The following is a 573-nucleotide window of genomic DNA, read 5'->3' as shown; positions in this document are numbered from 1 at the left end:
CAACTTGCCGAAGGAACGCGGACTCAGCCCGGTGAACGGGGCTATCCAAGACGGCTCCGACGCCGTGATCACAGCAGACACCGCAAGATCATCTCACCCATGACCGGCAGTTACGGGACAGGTCTTAAGTAACTGGAGAAATGCTCGCCGGTCATCATCGGCCCTATGAGATCAGGGATTGGGCGCCGTGGGCGGGGGTGGCGGCACTTACTCAGTGCCGCGTGCGTGGCGGCCGTCGCGGGGAGCGCGGCGTATGCGGTGTGGCAAGTTCGACACGGGGGGCTAGAACCAGCTGATTTTGTCACCGTGTTGGGTTTTCCATTGGGTGTCGCTGGCCTGGTGGACATGCTTGCGGGCTTCCGCAGGCCGCAGGATGGCACCGAAGCCGACCTGGCACGCGCGCAGGCGCGGAGGCTGGCTCGCATGGTCACCGAGGGTGAAGGTCAAGTCCTAGTACTGCAACGGCGTTTGGCGTGACTGGTGGCCAGGGCCGTCGTTGATTTGACTATGGGTGGGGAACTCAGTGACATCAGGACGTGGGCGGCCGGTCTGGGCGAGTTGCACGAGCGGTTT

General features: G+C 63.4%; 1 protein-coding gene and 1 pseudogene. Both read right to left on the bottom strand.

Features of this window, described 5'->3' with window-relative positions; genetic code table 11:
• A pseudogene (locus O3W51_RS48320) lies at positions 1-81 on the bottom strand (IS5/IS1182 family transposase); the annotation flags it as partial.
• A gap of 201 nt (positions 82-282) precedes the next feature.
• Complete coding sequence (locus O3W51_RS48315) at positions 283-447, bottom strand: hypothetical protein (RefSeq protein WP_187145098.1); 165 nt, start codon at positions 445-447, stop codon at positions 283-285.
• Between the last annotated feature and the right edge of the window lie 126 nt (positions 448-573).

The organism is Streptomyces sp. H39-C1 (assembly GCF_027158125.1).
In the GTDB taxonomy this organism is placed as follows: domain Bacteria; phylum Actinomycetota; class Actinomycetes; order Streptomycetales; family Streptomycetaceae; genus Actinacidiphila; species Actinacidiphila fildesensis.
The sequence above is the reverse complement of the archived record's forward strand: the minus strand, read 5'-3'. Positions and strand labels throughout refer to the sequence as shown.